Origin of the sequence: Psychrobacter sp. AntiMn-1 (assembly GCF_001854065.1) — a bacterium.
GTDB classification, from domain to species: Bacteria; Pseudomonadota; Gammaproteobacteria; order Pseudomonadales; family Moraxellaceae; genus Psychrobacter; species Psychrobacter pacificensis.
The window spans coordinates 2,338,228-2,356,018 of record NZ_CP012969.1 but is presented as its reverse complement, the minus strand read 5'-3'; the positions used below and the strand labels follow the sequence as shown (position 1 = coordinate 2,356,018).

Annotated in this window: 17 protein-coding genes; 7 read left to right on the top strand and 10 right to left on the bottom strand. The window is 44.1% G+C overall.

Going from position 1 to position 17,791, the window contains the following annotated elements:
* Positions 1-4 precede the first annotated feature (4 nt).
* The 3 genes from AOT82_RS10090 to cmoA are packed head-to-tail and all read right to left on the bottom strand — an operon-like array spanning position 5 to position 2,266.
* Positions 5-391, bottom strand: a complete 387-nt coding sequence (locus AOT82_RS10090; RefSeq protein ID WP_071002874.1) for a DUF1176 domain-containing protein — start codon at positions 389-391, stop codon at positions 5-7.
* Complete coding sequence (gene cmoB, locus AOT82_RS10085; RefSeq protein WP_071002873.1) at positions 378-1,430, bottom strand: tRNA 5-methoxyuridine(34)/uridine 5-oxyacetic acid(34) synthase CmoB; 1,053 nt, start codon at positions 1,428-1,430, stop codon at positions 378-380. The genes AOT82_RS10090 and cmoB overlap by 14 nt, the downstream gene beginning before the upstream one ends.
* 50 nt (positions 1,431-1,480) lie before the next feature.
* Positions 1,481-2,266 carry a carboxy-S-adenosyl-L-methionine synthase CmoA gene (gene cmoA / locus AOT82_RS10080; RefSeq protein ID WP_071002872.1) on the bottom strand — a complete coding sequence of 262 codons (786 nt, stop codon included), beginning with the start codon at positions 2,264-2,266 and terminating at the stop codon, positions 1,481-1,483.
* Positions 2,267-2,476: 210 nt separating this feature from the next.
* On the opposite strand from cmoA, the gene msrA reads away from it, so the two are divergent.
* The 3 genes from msrA to AOT82_RS10065 all read left to right on the top strand — a co-directional run bounded on the left by msrA (position 2,477) and on the right by AOT82_RS10065 (position 5,596).
* Entirely contained in the window at positions 2,477-2,998 is a 522-nt protein-coding gene (gene msrA / locus AOT82_RS10075; RefSeq protein ID WP_071002871.1) for a peptide-methionine (S)-S-oxide reductase MsrA, read from the top strand.
* Between the two features lie 137 nt (positions 2,999-3,135).
* On the top strand, positions 3,136-3,801 hold the full coding sequence (gene tmpT / locus AOT82_RS10070; protein WP_071002870.1) for a thiopurine S-methyltransferase: 666 nt from the start codon (positions 3,136-3,138) through the stop codon (positions 3,799-3,801).
* Between the two features lie 334 nt (positions 3,802-4,135).
* Complete coding sequence (locus AOT82_RS10065) at positions 4,136-5,596, top strand: lytic murein transglycosylase (protein WP_071002869.1); 1,461 nt, start codon at positions 4,136-4,138, stop codon at positions 5,594-5,596.
* Between the two features lie 83 nt (positions 5,597-5,679).
* Here the strand turns inward: AOT82_RS10065 and AOT82_RS10060 are convergent, their stop codons facing one another.
* The 6 genes from AOT82_RS10060 to AOT82_RS10035 all read right to left on the bottom strand — a co-directional run bounded on the left by AOT82_RS10060 (position 5,680) and on the right by AOT82_RS10035 (position 10,608).
* Positions 5,680-6,519 carry an IS3 family transposase gene (locus tag AOT82_RS10060; protein WP_227517198.1) on the bottom strand — a complete coding sequence of 280 codons (840 nt, stop codon included), beginning with the start codon at positions 6,517-6,519 and terminating at the stop codon, positions 5,680-5,682.
* Positions 6,507-7,025, bottom strand: coding sequence for a helix-turn-helix domain-containing protein (locus tag AOT82_RS10055; protein ID WP_071001283.1), 519 nt, complete (start codon positions 7,023-7,025; stop codon positions 6,507-6,509). The genes AOT82_RS10060 and AOT82_RS10055 overlap by 13 nt, the downstream gene beginning before the upstream one ends.
* Positions 7,026-7,142: 117 nt before the next feature.
* Positions 7,143-7,442 carry a hypothetical protein gene (locus AOT82_RS10050; protein ID WP_058024783.1) on the bottom strand — a complete coding sequence of 100 codons (300 nt, stop codon included), beginning with the start codon at positions 7,440-7,442 and terminating at the stop codon, positions 7,143-7,145.
* A 221-nt stretch (positions 7,443-7,663) separates the two neighbouring features.
* A complete protein-coding gene (locus AOT82_RS10045; RefSeq protein ID WP_071002868.1) occupies positions 7,664-8,677 on the bottom strand; it encodes a DUF4062 domain-containing protein in 1,014 nt (337 codons plus the stop codon).
* A gap of 165 nt (positions 8,678-8,842) precedes the next feature.
* Positions 8,843-9,733, bottom strand: a complete 891-nt coding sequence (gene murI, locus AOT82_RS10040; RefSeq protein ID WP_442965718.1) for a glutamate racemase — start codon at positions 9,731-9,733, stop codon at positions 8,843-8,845.
* A 275-nt stretch (positions 9,734-10,008) separates the two neighbouring features.
* On the bottom strand, positions 10,009-10,608 hold the full coding sequence (locus AOT82_RS10035) for a DUF1285 domain-containing protein (protein ID WP_442965717.1): 600 nt from the start codon (positions 10,606-10,608) through the stop codon (positions 10,009-10,011).
* Positions 10,609-11,145: 537 nt separating this feature from the next.
* Between AOT82_RS10035 and AOT82_RS10030 the strand changes: the two genes are divergently transcribed.
* The 4 genes from AOT82_RS10030 to AOT82_RS10010 all read left to right on the top strand — a co-directional run bounded on the left by AOT82_RS10030 (position 11,146) and on the right by AOT82_RS10010 (position 17,058).
* Complete coding sequence (locus tag AOT82_RS10030; protein WP_071003749.1) at positions 11,146-12,783, top strand: electron transfer flavoprotein-ubiquinone oxidoreductase; 1,638 nt, start codon at positions 11,146-11,148, stop codon at positions 12,781-12,783.
* A gap of 1,468 nt (positions 12,784-14,251) precedes the next feature.
* Positions 14,252-14,512, top strand: coding sequence for a DUF4212 domain-containing protein (locus AOT82_RS10020; RefSeq protein ID WP_071002865.1), 261 nt, complete (start codon positions 14,252-14,254; stop codon positions 14,510-14,512).
* A 4-nt stretch (positions 14,513-14,516) separates the two neighbouring features.
* A complete protein-coding gene (locus AOT82_RS10015) occupies positions 14,517-16,385 on the top strand; it encodes a sodium:solute symporter family protein (protein ID WP_071002864.1) in 1,869 nt (622 codons plus the stop codon).
* A gap of 139 nt (positions 16,386-16,524) precedes the next feature.
* Positions 16,525-17,058, top strand: coding sequence for a hypothetical protein (locus AOT82_RS10010; protein ID WP_071002863.1), 534 nt, complete (start codon positions 16,525-16,527; stop codon positions 17,056-17,058).
* Positions 17,059-17,101: 43 nt separating this feature from the next.
* Here the strand turns inward: AOT82_RS10010 and AOT82_RS10005 are convergent, their stop codons facing one another.
* Positions 17,102-17,707, bottom strand: coding sequence for a rhomboid family intramembrane serine protease (locus AOT82_RS10005; protein WP_071002862.1), 606 nt, complete (start codon positions 17,705-17,707; stop codon positions 17,102-17,104).
* Positions 17,708-17,791: the final 84 nt, after the last annotated feature.

Sequence of the window (17,791 nt, the reverse complement as noted above, 5' to 3'; positions counted from 1 at the left end):
TTTCTTATCGAGCCTTATCGATAATTGCTTGTGTTTGCTTAGCAGATAGATCATATAATGCAGCGTCACTTCCAGCGGGCTGCAATGTCCCATAGTTTTTATTATTTAACCACAGCTCAGCCTTATCTTTGGATACTTTTGATGCCAACTGAATTTGTGCCTTTGGCAGCGCTACTTTTGGCGATACGGTGAATAGCACTGAAACAGGCTTATCTATTGAGGCGTCACTTGAGTAGCCTGCCACTCGGCAAGTACGCGTATTATCACAAACCACTTGCCAGTCGTCTTGTACAAAACCTGAATCTTTGGATGGTGTCCCGTATCCTGCGAGAGCAGGTAGCGATAGCAAGCTGATGGTAGCTACAATAAAAGTCTTGCTACTTTTTCGCAATCAAAGTCGCACGCATGGGTGCAGGATATCCTTCGATGGTCTTAGTTGAGTCATTAGGATCTAAGAAGTCTGCTAACGAATGATAGGTCATCCATTCGGTTTTTCGTTGTTCCTTCATTGAGGTGACAGCCACATCGACACAACGCACTTCTGAGAAACCTGCTTTTTCTAGCCAACCTATCAATGCGGCGACCGATGGTAAAAAATACACGTTATTCATCTGCGCGTAGCGGTCGTGCGGTACTAGGACTGTATTGGCATCGCCTTCGATAACTAACGTCTCAAGCACTAGCTCACCGCCTTTGACCAACTGCCCTTTCAACTGTTGTAAATGCTCGAACGGTGACTGGCGATGATAGAGCACACCCATGCTAAATACGGTGTCAAACAGTTGGCTATGCTCTGGCAAGGCCTCGAGCGGCACAGGAATATAATGCGTACGGTAACGGCCTGTATTATGAGTATGGGCATCCGCGCTACCGACAAAATGACGAATCGCCATAAACTGATGGTAAAACAAGCATGACGGATCAATAATAATGACCGTGTCCGCGCCAGCCCCTGCCATACGCCAACCGTGATAGCCAGAACCTCCGCCCACATCCAATACACGCCGACCATCAAGCCTACTTAAATGCGGCGCAACACGTTGCCATTTCCAATCACTATGCCACTCGGTATCGATCTTAATACCTGACTCATCATCGCCGATTTGACCGCCAATCTGAAATGGGCCTTTACGCCACGGCATCAACTGCTTTAATAACGCCGTTGTTTGTTTGCGCTGAGACTCATTTAGACTTGCCTCAATCGTCAATATATCGCTGTTGAGATCGACGTGATTGACAGCCAATTGTGGTAAACGAGCGACTGACGCTTGATAAGCAGGCGCATGTGCGTAGTTAGCTTTGTCCTTGATGTCATTTAACCATGTTGGCAGTCGCGTCAGCCACTCATAAGCGCTCGGCTGCTGCTGAGCCAGCTCTAATAGGGTTAAATATAGTTCGCGTTCGGCGTGCGTAATTGTGTCGTTTAGCATAGAAGCAGATTACCGTAATGATGAAGAAATAACTGTGTTAAAAGTAAGGATTATTTAAACGCCACAATAGAGACAAAATTTAAAAACTGAAACCACGTCAGATGACGTTTAAAGCCAACCTGATCTAACCGTGCATGATGCTCATCTAGCGTATCGGTAATCAGCACGTTTTCTAATGCATTACGCTTGCCACTGATTTCCATTTCGGTATAGCCATTGGCACGCTTAAAGTCATAATAACGCTCAACCAACCACGCATCATACTGCTCATCAAAGGCATGAGTTTTTTCGGTTAATACCAGTATGCCGCCTTCGCTCAAGGCCGCATAGATTTTTTCTAATACTGCGACTCTATCGGCTGCTGGTAAAAACTGTAGCGTTAGGTTTAAAATCACCATGTCGCATGGCTCAAGCTCAACGTCGCGAATGTCTGCAGTAATGACTTCGATATCGTGCTCAGGATAATTGTCACTCAATAACGTCGTGGCTTCGGTCGTCATCGCAGGGGAGATATCAATCGCCTTAATCTGCAAGTCTTGCGGATCAAACTCACCAGCCAGCGTCATACTGGCGGCACCAAGCGAGCAGCCCAAATCATACACGCGGCTCACGCGCTGACCGCTGCCCTTTTTCTGACGATACTTGCAGTGACGACGGGCAAATATGGGCAGCATGGCCAATACCTGACCATAACCGGGTACGCTACGGCGAATCATATCGGGGAAACAAGCCACCACTTGCTCATCAAAAGAAAAACGCGCCGCTTTGTCCAGCGGTGTGGTAAATAGCGTATCATGCTGGATGGCTGGGGCAGTATCGGGCGTTGGCTGGCTCATGGTCACACTCATTATTCAAATAAAATGATGGGCAAACCGCACCGTTTTTATCAGCGCTGCGGTCATACCACACGTAGCAAAAGCCCATTATAACATTACTGTTTGTTACTTATCGCCACCAGATGCCCTGCTAAGCTAAACGACATTGTTTGATAGATCACACCTAGGCAAACAACGATGATTTTATATTTATAAAAATAGGAAAAAATTATGCAAACAATCGTATTAGGCGGTGGCTGCTTTTGGTGCACCGAGGCTGTCTTTTTATCCGTAAAAGGCGTGCAGTCTGTCGTTTCAGGCTATATGGGCGGCGATGCAGTATCAGCCAATTATGAAGCCGTATGCGGTGGTGACACTGGACATGTCGAAGTCATTAAAGTCGAATTTGATGAGACGACCGTCCCGTTGGAAGTCATCCTCGACGTATTTTTTGCCACGCATGATCCCACAACGATGGATCGTCAAGGCAATGACGTTGGCAGTCAGTATCGCAGCGTGGTCTTTTATACCGAGGAAGATCAGAAACCAACGGTCGACCGCACCATTAATAAGCTGCGTGACATGGGCATCAATGTCGTCACAGAAGTACATCCTGCCGTTGAATTTTACCGCGCAGAAGAGGCGCATCAAGACTTCTTTAACAGAAATCCAGGACAGGCTTATTGCAATTTTGCCATACCACCAAAGCTTGCTAAATTGCGTAAAGAATTTAGTCAATATATGACGAGCTAAACGATTGATTAACAAATCCTGCTTGCTAACAGCCAAATGCTTATAAAATAGGTGTTTGGCTTTTTATTGTGTTCAGCATTTTCAAATAAGACGTTATTATAAAGTTATCAACAAATACCTATAGATAGGCGTAAATTATGAATCCCGAATTTTGGCACAAACGCTGGCAAGAAAAGCGTATCGGATTTAATCAGTCAGATGTTAATCCGTTATTAGTCAATTACTTTGACCAATTAGACTTATCCACGGGTAGTCGCATCTTTGTGCCTCTTTGCGGCAAATCTATCGATATGGTTTGGCTCGCGGCACAAGGGTATGATGTGGTGGGCGTTGAGTTGGTTGAGACAGCCGTACAAGCATTCTTTGCTGAACAAAATATCCAACCTATTGTCTCTCAGCATGTAGAAAATCCAGATATTAAATGCTACCAAGGTCAGCTGGTAGATGGTGATGAGCAGCGAACTATTACACTCTGGGCTGCTGATATCTTTGCCTTGACCTCTACAGATCTAGGTACTATCGATGCGATATATGATAAAGCAGCTTTGATCGCTCTGCCAGCTGATATGCGTCCCGACTATAGCGAACAGATACGTAAAGTTAGCGACAATGCGCCACAATTGCTAATAACGCTTAATTACGATCAAAGTAAAAAAGATGGGCCGCCGTTCTCTATCAATCATGAGCAAGTGCAGCAGTATTATGGCAGTCACTATCAGATCTGTAAGCTAGCAAGCGAGCCTTCTTCTATAGGGTCTGCACCTAATCTAAAAGTCACAGAGCATATTTGGCTATTGAAATAAGCAACAAAGAATTGGTTTGCGCAGCAAACTTGGGTAAAAATGCGGCGCGGATTCATGGCTTTATTAAAGAGTTGGATAATTTGCTAGCTAAGTAGATAGGTTCTATTTGCTAAAAAATCTCTGAAATTTAAATGCTGTCTGACACTTTGAACTTTTAGCTCAACAAAATACTCTCCCAACCTCACGCCATCGTCAATTTATCGTAACCATTCATAATCTTAGTACTTCGACAGCTTTTCTTTACTGTTTAGATTGGTTACTCTACCTTGATACCACTTTTAGCCTTTTGATTTTTGTCTCTTAGCAACCAACTTAACGTTTATAGGATGTTTTCATGCGTTTGACTCCTTTTTCTACCTTTTCATTGCTTAGTGTTGCAGTTGGCATTAGCCTTGCGAGCACTGCCCAAGCAGCTCAGCCGCCCGCTCCAGATCTGTCCAATAGTGAATTTCAGCAATGCTTGGATGGCCTAAAAAATTCGAGCAAGTTTCGCGGTGTCAGTAGCTATACCTTTAACAACTATCGTCCAAGCCAGCCTGATCCTAGTGTCATTCAGTCACTCAACTATCAGCCAGAGTTTCAAAAAGATGTCTGGGATTATCTCTCAGCGCTAGTAGACAAAGAGCGTGTCGAAGATGGTATCCGTGCCAAGCGCCAGTGGCGTGACACGCTGCGCCAAATCGAATCGCGCTATGGCGTAAAAGCGGAGCATGTGCTTGGCGTATGGGGCGTAGAATCTAACTTTGGTCAGACGCTGGGCAAAAAGCCATTGTTTGAATCGTTAGCGACATTGTCTTGTTTTGATCGTCGTCAAAGCTACTTTCAAGGTGAGTATGCCAATGCCCTAAAAATCGTACAAAATGGTGATATCGCGCCCAATGATATGACAGGCTCATGGGCAGGTGCGTTTGGGCAAACGCAGTTTATGCCTAGTACCTTCTTAGAGCTAGCAGTAGACGGTGATGGTGATGGACGTCGTGACCTTGTTAATAGTGTGCCTGATGCGCTCGCCTCTACTGCAAATTTTTTAGACAAACGTGGTTATCGTACGGGCGAGCCTTGGGGTTATGAAGTCAAACTACCTGATGGATTTTGGGCGGCTTCCAACCGTAAAGACAAAAAATCTATCAGCCATTGGCGCAATCAAGGTCTAACGCTGGCTAACGGTAGTCCGCTGCCTTATGACTTGAGTAGTGCGGGTTTATTGCTACCAGCTGGTGTCGATGGTCCTGCGTTTTTGGTTGGTAAAAACTTTGATACGTTCTACTCGTATAATGCTTCAGAAAACTATGCTTTGGCTATCGCCCATTTATCAGATTTGATTACTCGCGAAGACAGTAGCAAATCAGACTTTATCACTGCTTGGCCAACAGACGATCCTGGTATCAGTCGTCAACAAGCAAAAGATATTCAGCAAGCCTTATTAAATGCAGGCTATGATATTGGTGGTGTTGATGGCATCATTGGGGACAATACCCGTACCGCTATCCAGCAATATCAGACCAGTCGTGGCATTTTCCCAGCAGATGGACGCGCAGGCCAAAAGTTCTATCGGGCCATCATTGGTAACGCATCGCCAACTCAAGGGCAGTACGGTCAGCCAGCAAATAGCCGACCTTTGAGCCCTGCGCCTGCTGATCGTATGGGGCAGCTAATTGAGCAGCAGACCACTACGCCTAATAGCTATTCTTCTAAACCATTGATAAGTCCTTCAACTTCTACTAATACGCGCTATCGCCGTGTTGCTAGTGCCGATGGGACGCTCAAGCTAGTTCGCATTGACGAAGGGTCATAATAATGTAACGAATAGTCCTACCGTAAATCATTAAAAAAGCCACGCTATAATTGAACTGACCCCCGAAACTTGGACGGTTTAGTTTATACCAAGGACTGAGTTCTGTACTGCACAGGGCTCAGTCCTTTTAGTTTGAGTTGAATACGCTCATTATTGTAATAATGCATATACTCATGAATCTGTTGTTCTAACTGCTCAATCGATTTTGGTTTCTCAATATAAATCGTCTCGCACTTCAGCGTACCAAAGAACCCCTCCATCAGCGCATTATCCAAGCAGTTGCCTTTTCTGCTCATGCTTTGCTTAATACCGTGCTGTTTAAGCGCCTTACTGAACGGTCTCATCTGATAATGCCAGCCTTGATCTGAATGCAGCATTAAACGGTTGTTCTGGTGCGTATCTATCTTATCTAACGCCTTATCTAGCATCTTGCTAACCAAATCATAGGTAGGTCTCTTTGAGAGCGTATAGCTGATGATCTCATTGTTATAACAATCGAGTATCGGTGATAAATATAGCTTATGATCACCTACCTTAAACTCAGTAATATCAGTGAGCCAGCGTGTGTTTGGTCTATCTGCATGAAACTGACGCTTTAAATAATTCTTTGCAATTTTGCCTTGTACACCTTTATAAGAGCGATATCTTTGTCGTCGAATCCGTGCACTTAAGTTTAAATGACGCATAAGCTTAGCGATGAGCTTGTGATTGTAATGGCTACCTAACTGCTTTAGCGCTGCCGTTATTCTACGATAGCCGTACCTGCCTTTATGCTGGTGATACAGCTTAGTAATACGCTGTTTTAAGTCAGCATGTTTATCTTTATCACCAAGCTTTTCTCTATGATAGTAAAAGACGCTTTTAGGCATACCAGCGGCTTTAAGTAAGTCAGATAAACAGCAGCGCTCTCTTAGTCCTTCGATGAGCCTTGCTTTTTGCCTGCTTTTTCCTCCGCTTTGAGCAAGGCATCGAGCTTTTTTAGGTAGGCAACCTCTGCACGTAAGTACTCATTCTCACGCTTCAATTCTGCTAAGCTTTTTTCATCCTCTGGTTTGTCTGTAATGAAGGGTTTGCTCATGACGGTTCTACCTTTAGGTTTGGAGATGAGTCCAGATATGCCTTCTAGTCGATACGCTTTATGCCAGTGACTAATAAGCGCCGGTGAGCTGATGTTATACCTTAAAGCAACTTCCAATTGACTTAAGCCTTGGCTAAGCATCGTTGTAATGACTTTGTGTTTAAACTCGTGACTATAGTAAGCTTTGCTGGTCTTTGGTTTGATAGCTTCAATACCACCGCTTTGATATTGCTTAACCCATTTGATAACTATCTTATTATCTAGGTTAAATTCCTCAGCTGTAGCACGACCAGTATGTCCTTGCATATAGTATGCGATGACTTCAAGCTTAAAGTCTAGATCGTAGCGCATAAAAATACCCCATAAGTTGTGTCCAACTTATGGGGGGCAGTTCAAATTAGCGTGGCTTTTTTATGTTTGGTGCCTAGTGAAGACCTTCACCTATCACATCGATATTTAAAGAAAGATTTAGACAATGGGTGGCGGGTTTGGCTTACCGTTGTCACCGTCCCAGTTTTCACGAGCGTTATCATCTAGATCAGCAGCCGTTTTTGGCTCCCACTTGCCATTTTCTTTCCAAGTCGCATCACCCCAGTCTTCATCTTCTGCTTTTCTATCCAAATCTTTGTAGGCTTGGCTAGGGTCGATACCGCGACGTTTCATATCTGCCACTTGTTCTTCTAGTGTATGAAATTGATCAGCGTCATGCATGTTTTTCTCTAGACCATCAAGCTCTCTTAATAACTCGTCATTTTTAGCGTTACTCATTGTGTGCTCTCCTTAATCGATCAATAGTGTAGTACGTTTTATGTATTTTTAATTCTGACACAAATTCTCGTATCTGATGGCTATTATTATCACGAGTCTTGAGTCGATTCACAACCATTGCCGCGTATGCTTTGTATTACAAAACGTAGTCATGGTCACCGTGAGCATTTCTGCAGAGAATTTTTGATGATATTAAAGGGTAGCAGTCATGAGGATGGATCTTATTCAGACGTTTGAGAATCTTCATTTTCTAGTAGGCTTCTGGCATGAAAAGTAAGCTTCCAAAGCTCTTGTGACAAACGTGTACCGTAGGTTGTTAATTGTATCCAGTTGGCGCTTACTAGCTGACGTTGTAGGTTATTGAGATCATCTTGAGAGATTTGGCAGCGTGAGACAGCGTGAACGTTTGGCATATCGTTTTTGATATCTATCTCAGCTTTTGGCGCGATCAGACGATTAATGGCATTTTGTAGCCCGTAGCTCGAAAATGTAGACGGTATTTTCATTAAGGTGATTAATACTTCTTGCCAAGATAATATTACTTCTCTGGTAACATCCTTCAAGTTACCACCTTCATAAGCTTGAGCACTATATTGCACATCAAACGTTTGTGTCAATACAATTGGTTTGCTAACATTGTCAGCCGCAAAACCCTCATCAACAGAACGTTCTTTCTTGGTATTAGTATTAGTATTAGTATTCTTAGATAAGAGATCAGCAAGTCTTTCGGCGACCGTTTGTCGACTAAATTTAATCATCTCCTCAGTCGCTCTCACCCAGCCACCTCTCACTTTATGACTGGCTACTGCGCTGTAGTAGGCTTGTACGAGTAACGCTTCGATATCGTCCTCTGTATCATAGTAATAAATCTGATTTTCTTGCCTAGAGACGAGTTTAATCAGTTCTTGTAATTGGCGACTGACACCCGTTTCTTGGTAGTGATTTTTGATGAAAATCAGTAGGGGCTTGGCTTTAGCTTTGGCATTCAGGTAACTCAAATGCATTTGGCTCACGCCTGTCTTTTGTACGGCTCCGTAACTGTCTCCAATGATCATCAATGCATAATCACAAGAATCAATACATTGTCGACCATATAGCGAAGCTTTTGGCAACTTACTAGACACGTCATAAGTCAAAAACGCCCGTACTTGAAAAAATATCGCTACGCTGTCCAAGACCAATAATTGATCATTATCAGCACATATAACATGAATGTGATAGCGGCGATGTGGCACGATTACCTCTGAGCTTAGGTTGCGGCATAAAAGGGAATAGAACGAAATAGAGCAAAAATATCTTGTTTTGTATCAACTCGCACAGTCTTGCGAAAATACATTCGACGTATTTTAACCACATCCATGCTGCAATAAAGGTTTTTGCATAAATATCTTTGCTAACCATTACTCAGAATAGTATTGCAGTATAGTCTCTTGACCAAGTAAACGCTCAATCAAAGCGCTTAGTCTATCACTATATTTAGTCGCATGGAAAGTTAATGGCTGTCTAATATCAACATTTGTCATATCGATTGTATTCAGATTATGAATACTTGTCTTGTCCAAAAAAGCCGTGGCGAGTTTACTTTCGCTCAAAAGTTGCTTGACTCGTTCAGCGATGGCTTGCCCAGAGTCAACCACCTGTATGGCCAACTGCTGCTGCGCAATTTCGTCTAATAAAAACGATTTAAAAAATGGATAATGTGTACAGCCTAGCACGAGATGATCAATTCCTTCATTTGCAAATACTTGTATTTGTTGGCGCAAGCGCTGCGCGGTCTCATCTTGTAATGGCATGCCAGCCTCAACCCAAGGTACCAGCTGTGGATCAAAATATTTTGTCACCACCGTACCATTTGGATTGGCAAAATTGGTAATAACGTCATTAAGCAGCCGGCCATTGAGCGTCGCTTTCGTGGCCAATACCGCGACATGACCGCTGTTGCTTGCCAATATCGCAGGCTTTAACGCTGGTACTAGACCTACAATAGGCATATTCGGATAAGAGCGTCTCGCTGTATCTAGGGCATAAGCTGATGCGCTATTACAAGCGATCACAATCAGCTTACAGCCTTGCTTATGCAGCCATTCAACGGCTTTTAGCGTGAGCGACTCGATATCATCGCTCTCGCGGTTGCCATAAGGGACATTTAAGGTATCAGCGTAATATATATAGCGCTCATTAGGTAGTTGCTGGGCTAAATGCAAATAAACCGATAAGCCGCCAATCCCCGAATCGAATAGTCCTATCGGAGCACGTTGGGCATCATCAGTGCTGGTTGCATCGATAACCATTGCATTCATGCCAGTATTGTTAATAGCAGTGTTTGACAGCACATGACTATCCAAAATATTTGTTTGTTCTATATTTGCTTGACTTGTTGTCATCTGATTTGCAGCACTCGCCATCGTTACTTCACCGCCATTTTTAGATACATATCATCATCTCTATATTATCTCTGATTTCTACTCAATCAGAGATATCTGCGTTTCTTGTATTATGACATCTCCACTGATGAAATGGATTTTATTGTCATAATCTATAAATGCTGCTGTTGATGTATTAACGTTTAACGGTCTGGCATAGTCATAGAGTAAGACTTTCCACCGCTTTGTAAGGTCAACATCGTCTTACCATCATGCTCTGTTAGTTCACCAATCTCCGTCAAATGATAAAAGGTATTTCGTCCAATCAGCGCGTTCAGACCATTTCTTACTGGCATATAAGGACGTACTTGCGACTCATCTATACGGGCTGCGGCATTATCAGGCTGATATGCTTGTAAGCTAATGGGATGCTCATCGTCCAAGCGCACCACGTCACCGGTGGTGGTCACAAACTCCAACCAGCTCACCTCATTTTCTTTTACGATACCGACATCATTGATCAGCAATGGCACATCTTCTACTTGAATACGAATTTTTTGCACAGGAGTTTTCAAAAAATATTCGGTTACACCGTCGTTCTCTTCTTTCCACAAGATGGTTGCAAAGAGATTGACGAGTGACTGTCTGGTCATTTTCCCACCCTCATGCCACCACTCGCCATTTGCTTTTATCACCAGATCCATATCGGCAATATTTTCTGGATACCATTTATCAAGCGGCGGTATTGCCCTCCCTTCACGAGTGGCATCGGTTGATTTGAGATATTGGCTGAGGGCATTCATATTATTTAGACTGGAGGTCTTATTGACTGGGGCTTCCAAATTATTTCCGTTATTCCCATCAGTATAATTGTTATCATTATTCATCGCACAATCCTTTATCTAGTATTCAAAGTTTGGCAAATCTATTATTACTATAAATTTTCGTTTCGGGTATGATGAAGCTTTATCATCTAAACACCCTTATTGTTTCAATATAACCTTAACACCGTTGCTCATAAATGCGTATCGTGTTTGTAGGACTTTTCTTTTATAATGAGTAACGATTTTTTATTGAAATGGTCAAGTGGATTTTGTATTGATGACACATTTTTATCGGGCAGCCATATGTCTGAGTGACGTTAGCGCCGCAAATCTATTATTCGGTTGTTACGCTAATGATGCCCTGAGATAAGCCACTAAAGTTTAGGAGTAGGTATGCAAGAGCAAGACAATCAAGCGCCAGTTGTAGACAGCACTACTGTAGACGCTGACGCACCAGTAGTAACAGAGACGGCAGCGCCAGTCGTAGAGCCGGAACCTGAGATCGAGCGTGAGTCCATGGAGTTCGATGTCATCATCGTTGGTGGTGGACCTGCAGGTCTCTCTGCGGCTATTCGTTTACGTCAGCTCGCTATTGAAGCCGGTAACGATGAATTTATGGTGTGTGTGGTCGAAAAAGGCTCTGAGTTTGGTGCCCATACGTTGTCTGGTGCAGTCATCGAGCCACGCGCTCTAAACGAGCTGATTCCAGACTGGAAAGAAAAAGGCGCACCGCTTAACGTACCAGCGACGGAAGATCGGTTTTATTATCTAAACTCTGCCACACGTTCAACTCAAGTACCGCACTCATTGATTCCAGGCCCAATGCATAATGACGGTAACTACATTGTCTCATTAGGCAATGTGGTTCGTTGGTTGGCTGTACAGGCAGAAGAGCTTGAAGTGATGATGTTCCCAGGATTCCCTGCCGATGACATCTTATACAATGACGATGGTTCGGTAAAAGGGATTTTGACTGGTGATATGGGTGTGGCTGCCAATGGCGAAGCCAAGCCAAGCTTCGAGCCTGGCTATGAGCTGCTGGCCAAATACACTATTTTTGCCGAAGGCAGCCGTGGACACTTGGGCAAACGCTTAATCAGTCGTTTTGATCTAGATAAAGACTCCGATCCTCAGCATTATGGTATCGGTCTAAAAGAGCTGTGGGAAGTCGAGCCTGACAAGCATGAGCAAGGCGTGGTCATGCACGGTCTTGGCTGGCCATTAACTGAAACCGGCTCAACTGGCGGATGGTGGTTGTACTTCGATGAAAACAACCAAGTGAGCTTTGGCTTAGTAGCGGATCTGTCTTATCACAACCCTTACATGTCGCCATTTGATGAGATGCAGCGCTTGAAGACCCATCCTGTTATCAAGCGTGTTTTAGAAGGTGGTAAGCGTATTTCTTATGGCGCACGTGCTTTGACTAAAGGCGGGCTTAACTCATTACCAAAATTCACATTCCCAGGCGGTGTGTTGGTGGGTGATGATGCTGGTTTCTTGAACCCCGCAAAAATCAAAGGCACCCATACCTCGATGAAGTCAGGCATGCTCGCCGCCGAAGCGATCTTTGAGGCGCTACAGGCAGAGCGTCAGCATGACGAAGTAGTGGCTTATAGCACCATGTACAAAGAATCATGGCTCTATCAAGACAACTATGAGGCACGCAACTTCTCTCCTGCAATCCACCGCATGGGTCTGTTTATGGGCGGTGCTTTCACCTTTATCGAGCACAACTTATTAAAAGGCAAAATGCCACTGACCTTGCATGATAATGTACCAGATTACGATCAGTTAGAGCGCGCCAACCATGCTTATCAGCCGACTTATCTCAAGCCTGATGGCAAGCTGGTGTTTGATAAATTGTCATCGGTATTCATCTCAAATACCAACCATGCAGAGGATCAACCAACGCATCTGAAGCTGACTGATCCAACCGTGCCTATCTCTATCAACTTACCGCTCTATGCTGAGCCTGCACGCTTGTATTGTCCAGCGGGTGTATATGAAGTGGTCAAAGATGCTGAAGGCGCCAAATTCGTCATCAATGCGCAGAACTGCGTGCATTGTAAAACATGTGACATCAAGGACCCATCACAGAACATCACGTGGGTAACCCCAGAAGGTGGCGGTGGCCCTAACTATCCAAACATGTAAAAGATGATGTAACATCATAAAGATCAATAAAAACCGCTCTTCTCTGTATAAAGAGAAGAGCGGTTTTTTCGTTTAAGCAGACTATAGTCAATCAATATTGAAAGTGGTACAAGGCAGACGAGTGCAAGTACTACAGTAGTAGGCTAAACGAGTCTAACGCTGTAACGCTTTAATAGTGGTTCGACTATATGTTGACCTACTACTTATAACTCTAAACTCTCTGAGAGTAGAATTTAATCCATCCAAACATGACGATTGGCCTCGTCTTTCGGCTTCACACAGCTGTCAGGATTAAAGATGGTTTTCCGTTCTATAAGCTGATTTTATAATCAGTACAATCGCTGCTGAGAGTTGGCTACAGTGAGCCATGTCTTAAAAACATCATGATGGCTGCTTGATGGTTATTGTTCGCTGCACAAAGACGAAGGCCATCGCTGAAGTACAGTCTAGCGATAAGTGGCGGTATTTTGACTAAAGCGCGGCTATTTCGTTCAGCTTATATCTTTTTTTACCTATTCTATGAACCATAAAATCTATACATTCAATTTATTGCTGCCATTTTATAACCGTATTCATTTGTATCCATACGCAATAATTAACTTTTGTTTTACTAAATAGTGGATATCACCTTTATTTCAATTAAAAATACGATATTAGTAATAATTTGCCTACAATGTCCGATTACCGTTATACTCGAATCCATATGAGGACAAAATCATTATTGAGATAAAAAATATTAGCAATCAGCCATATTTTTTAGCATTTTAAATCCCCATGAAGGTTGTGGATTTAACAAAATTGACGTATAACTGTCCATATATCCGATATTTACTGTGAGTAAAACATTACCTGTTTGATACTGAGTAGTTGTATTCATATATATTTTGTTACAAAAAGCTTGTGAAATATACTTATTGTGAATTACTGAGATTTTGTATATATTCCCAATAGGGTTTAGATGATTGATGCTTATAGTATCGATATAACCCTATTATGGCGTACACATTTGGATCATTACCCAATGACGTTCTACCATAACCATCATGGTGATATAACCACCATGTGAACGAGCCATACTCTCTTTTGTCAAGAAGACAAGAGTTAAAAAAGACAGCGGATTGTCTCTCTTCGGCACCACTCCCTCTTTTTTTCATGATGATGGCAATAGCGTTAAGCACTGACTGGCCAATCACCGCATGCTTACGCGTAATAATGACCATGTACGACCTGTAATCGTTTGTCTATCTACTGTTTTTAGTCACCACAAGTGTGCTAAAAATATAACAACCGTTATCCACCTGTTGGTTTGATCAGCCATTTGATCGCTTGGTTTGTATCTAATCTATATACCGTTAATAGCTTCTACAATCAGATTGGGTGTTATTAACAAAGTATTGGTACACATCATCATTGAATGGCTATCGCCAACCACTCACCCTGTTTTATGTAAGACAAAAGGAGTTGTCCTATGAAAAACCATGATGATCCCTCTGGATATTGGCGTGCCAATGTGCGGCTGATTTTAGGTTGCCTAGTCGTTTGGGCGCTGTGTTCCTATGGTTTTGCTATTTTGCTACGGCCTTTATTGGCGGGCATCGCCATTGGCGGTACTGATCTGGGCTTTTGGTTTGCGCAGCAAGGCTCTATTGCGATCTTTATTATCATCATCTTTTTTTACGCGTGGCGTATGAATAAGTTGGATAAACAATATGGCCTAGACGAGGAATAGCCTTATGAGTCAATTTGTAATTAATATTATCTTTGTGGGGCTGTCTTTCGCGCTATATTTTGGGATTGCGATTTGGGCGCGTGCAGGGTCGACCAGCGATTTTTATGTGGCAGGTGGCGGTGTACACCCCGTACTCAATGGTATGGCAACAGGCGCAGACTGGATGAGTGCAGCGTCATTTATTTCTATGGCAGGTCTACTCGCGGCAGGCGGCTACGGTGCGTCTTCTTATTTGATGGGCTGGACAGGTGGCTATGTGCTACTGGCCATGCTACTGGCACCTTACTTGCGCAAGTTTGGTAAATTTACGGTTCCTGATTTTATTGGGGACCGTTTTTACTCTAAGACCGCAGCCATGGTGGCAGTTGCTTGTTTGATTATTGCGTCAACCACCTATGTTATCGGTCAGATGACGGGTGCAGGCGTGGCATTTTCGCGCTTTTTGGAAGTCGATAACAACACAGGTTTGATTATTGCAGCATTTGTGGTGTTCTTTTACGCGGTACTTGGCGGTATGAAAGGGATTACCTATACGCAGGTGGCGCAGTATGTGGTGTTAATTATCGCCTATACCATTCCTGCGGTCTTTATCTCGCTTGAATTGACGGGCAACCCGATCCCTGGGTTTGGTATGTTCTCAACTCATACAGAATCAGGCTTACCGCTATTGACCAAACTTGATCAAGTGGTGACAGATTTAGGCTTTGCCTCGTATACCGCTGATGTGCCCAATAAGCTAAATATGGTGCTGTTTACGTTGTCATTGATGATTGGTACAGCAGGCTTGCCGCACGTCATCATTCGCTTTTTTACCGTACCCAAAGTGGCCGATGCGCGCTGGTCAGCGGGTTGGGCATTGGTCTTTATTGCCCTGCTCTACTTCACTGCGCCTGCGGTAGGCTCTATGGCACGTTTGAACTTACTTGATACCATCTACCCACAAGGCGTGAATGAGCCTGCGCTCGAGTATGACCAACGTCCAGATTGGATGCGTACATGGGAGCAAACAGGTCTAATCAAATATAACGATCTAAACGGCGATGGCCGCATTCAGATGTATAACGATAGTGGCCTTGGCGCAGCGGAGCTGGCTTTAACCAATGCCGAAACCGAAGGTGGTGATGTTGGCGCAGCTACCACGGCGGTTGACGCCGCTCGCGTCTTACACGATCTTGAAGCTGAAGGCCGCTTTGCTGATGCAGGCTGGGCAGGTAACGAGCTAGATGTCAATAACGATATCTTAGTATTGGCAAACCCAGAGATTGCGCAGCTACCACCATGGGTGGTTGGTCTGATCGCAGCAGGTGGTCTGGCCGCGGCACTATCAACCGCCGCAGGTCTACTGCTCGCCATCTCATCAGCCATTAGTCATGATTTGATCAAAGGTCACTTTAACCCCAATATCACGGATAAAGGCGAGCTGATGGCGGCGCGTATCTCGATGGGTGTCGCGATTTTGATCGCCACATGGTTGGGTATGAACCCACCAGGCTTTGCCGCTCAGGTGGTAGCACTGGCCTTTGGTATCGCAGGGGCGTCGCTCTTCCCTGCCTTGATGATGGGTATTTTCTCAAAACGCATCAATAATGTCGGCGCGATTGCCGGTATGCTCACAGGCCTATTTACCACCTTGGTCTATATCTTTATGTACAAAGGCTGGTTCTTTATCGCTGGTACGGCCAACCTACCTGACACGGCTGAATACTGGATTCTTGGTGTCTCGCCACTGTCATTCGGCGCGATTGGCGCGCTATTGAACTTTGCGGTTGCCTTTGCAGTCTCTTACGCTACCAAAGCGCCTCCAAGAGAGATTCAAGAGTTGGTCGAAGGTGTCCGTTACCCACGCGGTGCAGGTGGTGCGATTGATCATTAAGCCGACTTTCGCTTTTATCTGTTAAGATGACCATCACTCATGAGCCATAGCTGCTTGTGGGTGATTTTTTATGGTATCACTGCTTGATTGATGAATTAACCAACTGACACACTGACCCACCGCTTTGAGGATTTATTTTATGATTTATGAGTTTATTGCGACCATCGCTGCTGGGTTTGGTATGGCTGGGTTGGCACTGATTATCACACATTTGAGCAAACTGGCAGGAAAGCGTGCGCCCAACTGGCTGATTCCATTGTTTGCTGCCATCGGTATTTTTGCGTTTCAGATTCATCAAGAATACAACTGGTACGATCAGCAAGTGGTTCAGCTGCCAGAGGGTGTCACCGTCGTCAAAAAAATCGAGGATACCGCTTGGTTTCGACCTTGGTCTTACCTAAAGCCTCAGACCGTGCGCTTTATGGCTGTTGACAACGAACGTGCGCGCAGTGCCGATCAGGGTCTATATTTGGTCAATTTATATTTGTTTGAGCGGCGTATGAGTGTACAGCAAATGCCACAAGTGATTGATTGCCGTGCGCCTGCACGTGCCGATTATAGGATACCTGTAGCCAAAGACCGTGAGCTTGGCTTGAGAGAATATGTGGCAAATACCACCCAATGGCGACCGCTAACTACTGACGATCCTTTGTTTTTGAGTGTTTGTCAGTAAAACCACACCATGACAAGATGGTTAAATCAGCAGCCTTAAGCATTTATTGATGGCGACTGACACTGGTATAGTGATGCTTGGAAGTTGCTCCCAGCAGTAACCCTGCGCACAATCCCCCAAAATGTGCGGCAAAAGAAACTCCCGGCTGCGGCATCAGACCTTGCTTGATGATTAGCCAGTAACCTGTTCCCATGATAATACAGGCCAATAAATATCCCCAACGCCGTGCAAAAACAGCGCCGCCTATCATATAGCCAAGCATCGCAAAACATAACCCCGACGCTCCAATATGAATGGTCAAGGGTGATGCTATCACCCAAGTGGCCACTCCTGAGGCGACAATAAGCTTCAATGTTGTACGATACGCATTGTTTTCAAACAGCCCAAACAAAAACAATATCTGCAATAATATAAAAGTATTGCCCATCAAATGAGCAAAATTACCGTGCATCGTCCATGATGCTATCACGCCTATCATACTACCCAAATCTAGGGTGCGCGGCACAATACCGAAGATATTCCATAAGCCAAATAGCACGCTTTCATTAAGAAAAAACATGCCCCACATCGGTACCAATACAAAAGCGTATAGCCCTATGACCTGCTTTAGGCGTGTTATAACCAAAGATAGTATCGCTTGCCAATTCATCGATTGCCTCTTAACATTAACTGATAACCCTTCAAAATAGTGTTAGCATCAGTGAGAATACTTTATATTGTATCCAGCTGAAAT